Source organism: Chloroflexus islandicus (assembly GCF_001650695.1).
Lineage (GTDB): Bacteria > Chloroflexota > Chloroflexia > Chloroflexales > Chloroflexaceae > Chloroflexus > Chloroflexus islandicus.
This window is the reverse complement of sequence record NZ_LWQS01000107.1, coordinates 1-3338: the sequence shown is the minus strand read 5'-3', so window position 1 is coordinate 3338 and position 3338 is coordinate 1. Positions and strand designations below refer to the sequence as shown.

General features: G+C 58.4%; 4 protein-coding genes. All 4 read right to left on the bottom strand.

Going from position 1 to position 3338, the window contains the following annotated elements:
* The coding region (locus A6A03_RS18755) for a CHASE3 domain-containing protein (RefSeq protein WP_082909016.1) at window positions 1-1346 on the bottom strand (1346 nt) is incomplete at its 3' end.
* An 18-nt stretch (window positions 1347-1364) separates the two neighbouring features.
* Window positions 1365-1754 (bottom strand): response regulator, encoded by a 390-nt coding sequence (locus tag A6A03_RS18750; RefSeq protein WP_066791331.1) that lies wholly within the window; start codon window positions 1752-1754, stop codon window positions 1365-1367.
* Between the two features lie 36 nt (window positions 1755-1790).
* The gene (locus tag A6A03_RS18745) at window positions 1791-2321 is read right to left on the bottom strand and encodes a chemotaxis protein CheW (protein ID WP_066791329.1); all 531 of its coding nucleotides are present in this window, start codon (window positions 2319-2321) and stop codon (window positions 1791-1793) included.
* 555 nt (window positions 2322-2876) lie between these two features.
* Window positions 2877-3338, bottom strand: a 462-nt coding sequence (locus tag A6A03_RS18740) for a methyl-accepting chemotaxis protein (RefSeq protein ID WP_245669062.1), incomplete at its 5' end; no start/stop codon positions are given.

Genomic DNA, 3338 nt, shown 5'->3' with positions numbered 1-3338 from the left:
ATCGCCTGCGTCTGCTCGGCCAGCCCCAAAATCGTCTGCGCGATCGTCTCCACCCGGCTGCGGATCTGGTTCATCCCATTGATCGTCTCTTCCACCGCCTGCGCCCCTTGGCGGGCAATCTCGAGCGCATTCTGGCTGTCGCTTGCCACTTGCGACGCCTGCTTGGCCGTCTGCACCGAAATCGCCTTCACCTCGTCGATCGTGGTCGCAGTCTGGGTCAGCGCGGCTGACTGCTCGGCAGCCGACGACGCCTGTTGGGTGGTAGCGGCCAAAATCTCGGCGGCGGCGGTGGCGATATCGGCGTTGGCGTGCTGCACTTGGCCGGCAATCGCTCGCAGCCCCTCGACCATCACGTTGAGCTGCTGGCCGAGGATGGTCAAATCGTCGTTGGCGCCGTTGACCGGCAGCCGCACCGCCAGATTGCCGCGCGCGACTTCGGTGGCAAAGGCGCCATACTCGCGCACCACCTGTTCGAGGTACTCTTTCGCCACCTTGGTGGCGCTGGCGGCGCGCAGCTCTTCGTTGGCACGGCGCTGCTCTTCCAGTTGCTGGCGGATGGTATTGGCCATCTGGCTAAAGGCCGTAGCCAGCCGGCCCACCTCGTCTTGGCCGTCGGGCAAGGCATAGTGGTCATTGAGCTTGCCGCCCGCCATCTGGGTCGCCGCCCGCGTCACCATCCCCAACCGCCGATCGATCCCGCCAGCGATAAAGAAGGTCAATACGGTACCGAGCGCAATGGCCGCAAACGTGCCGCCGATCAGCACGGCTTGTAGATTATTCAGCGCCTCTTCAGACGCCGCCACAACCTGATTGAGTGATTGATATTCTTGATTGGCCAATTGGTTCAAGAGCTCGCTAATGCGCAAGAAACGATTGCGCCCAATTCGGCTCGCGACACCCTGCACCACTTGATCGAGCGACGCTTCACCGCGCACTACGGCATAGCGCAGCTCGATCAAGGGTTGGGCCGCTTCACTCTTCCACAATCCCAATTCTTTATCAATTTCCTCAATCAAGGCGTATTCGGTAGTTTGTGACGGAACGAGTTGTTTGAGTTCGTTTAAGAGAGTTGCATAACGTTTTTGACCATTTTCATACTTTTCGAGAAAGGTCGGATCACCGGTGATCAAAAATCCACGTTCGCCCGACTCCATCATAAAGAGGCTAGCTTCCATCTGGCGGGTATGTTCAATGATGGTATACGCCTCTTGCAATTCATCTTCGCGTTGCGCTGCGGTCAGCATTGCCTGATACGACACAATCGCGACCGTTACCATCCCCAGCAACACAAGACCAACGATCAGGAGAATTTTATTGCGCAAACTGATCGAATTGAGGAATGCCATAACCGGCTCCTTCTGACATCAAGAATGAGAATGCTGCGCTAACGCCATTGCTTGCGCGACCACCGGCAACAACTCGCTGGCCGCATCGTCTTTGTAGAGATAATCGTCGGCGCCCAGTTCGAGCGCACGCTGCACACTGTTAATCTGATCGCGGTGGGTCAGCATCACCACTGGAATCCCTTTCGTGATGCGATCGCGTTTGAGCCGGCTCAACACCTGAAAGCCATCTAACCCCGGCAGATCGATATCGAGCAAGATCATGCGCGGCTTCAGCACACTCGCCACCCGCCAGCCTTCCATCCCGGTAGCAGCGACCTGTACGCGATAACCAGCCTGTTCCAGCATCAACCGGAACTGCAAGGCTTGGCTGGGACTGTCTTCGATGAGGAGAATATCGAGCGTCGGCATAGGATGCTCCTCGGTTAGATGCAATGATACGATGGGTTAATCGGTCGAGGTCGCCAGCCGCGGATCGCCAAGCAGGCCATCAGGGTCGAGATGCAGGGCCAGTTGATCGTCAACGCCGCGCACCCAGCCGGCACTGCGACCGGCGATCGCCGCTGGCGTTGGATGGAGCGTTAGATGTTCCGGCTGGATGGACACCACCTGATCAACCAGCAACGCCACTTCCATCCCGCCAGCGCTCACAATCAGCAGATACATCGTCGATTGCGACGGCGGCGTGGGTAAACCGAGCAAGGGGCGCAGATCGAGGCAGACCAGCAGCCGTCCGCGCACGTTGACCAAGCCAAGGATGGCTGGATGGACGGCAGGCAGCGGCGCGACGCTCTCACAACGGATCACTTCGCGGGTCGCGGTGGCCGGCAGAGCGTACTGTTCGTTGCCGAGGGTAAACCGGAGCACCAATTCGCGGGGGGCAGTCTCGGCAACCTGATGAGAACGGGCTAAGCTGCGGGCGCGTTCGTGGAGGATCGCACGGGCAGCAGGGTCGGCGAGTAAGACTGAGAGATCCATAGACGGCCTCGTTGCCGGTTTCAGAACAGAACGTGCTGCCGGCGTGAGAACCGGCGCGGGCAAGTATCATCGTGTTTAATACTAATTTTAGTACGTTCGACCACAATCATTATTGTGAGCAATTAACCAGCAATATCACTTTCACAAGCAAAGGATAGCACGAATGGATTACGAAATCGAAACGATATTGACAAAGAAACAGGACGCATCGGATACAGAATCACAACAAAAAATTACGATCACGCTACAAATCTGTCGCTAAAAACCACGGTTTCGGTTTTATTTCGGTTACTGACCGGATGTATTCTTGCTCAAAAAAACGCAATGATCCACGCAAGCGACACCTTCGCTCATTGGTTTTACTTTTCTGACCGTTAAGTAACGATCATCTCATCATCAACCCAAACCGGTCTGCGAATGAGGGTATCATCTGCGTACCAAGCGTTGAGCGTGTATGCCTCAAGCTCTTCGCAACCGGTGGAGATAGGGGCGGGTGAGACGGAGCCATACGGTGCATCACCCCGTCCCACCCGCGCATCTGCCTTCCTATCAGGCTTACAATCGGTAAACAGCAACCGTCTGCTGCAACTTCTGCGCCAACGTGTGCAGGTCTTGGGCCGCGCGCTCGGCTTGGCGGGTCGAGGCCAGCGCCTGCGCCGTCGCCTGCTGGATGTTGCTCATCGCCTGCCCGATCTGCTCCATTCCCACCATCTGTTGCTGCGCCGCCGCCGCCATCTGGATATTCGCCTGCGCGCCAGTTTCCACCTCGCTCGCAATCCGGTGGATGAGTTGCCCCGCCTGCGCCGCCAGCTTCACCCCCTGCTCCACCCCCTTCGCGCCTTCTTCCGTCACCATCACCGCCGCGTTCGTCGCCTTCTGGATCTCGGCCAAGATGTCCCGCACCTGCTGCGCCGCCGCCTTCGACCGCTCCGCCAATTCGCGCACGTGCTGCGCCACCACTGCAAAGCTCTTCCCTTGCTCGCCGGCCCGCGCCGCCTCGATCGCCGCGTTCAGCGC

Coding starts and splice junctions, on each gene's coding strand:
- A6A03_RS18750 (WP_066791331.1), bottom strand. CDS start 1,754: ATGCCGACGCTCGATATTCTCCTCATCGAAGACAGTCCCAGCCAAGCC.
- A6A03_RS18745 (WP_066791329.1), bottom strand. CDS start 2,321: ATGGATCTCTCAGTCTTACTCGCCGACCCTGCTGCCCGTGCGATCCTC.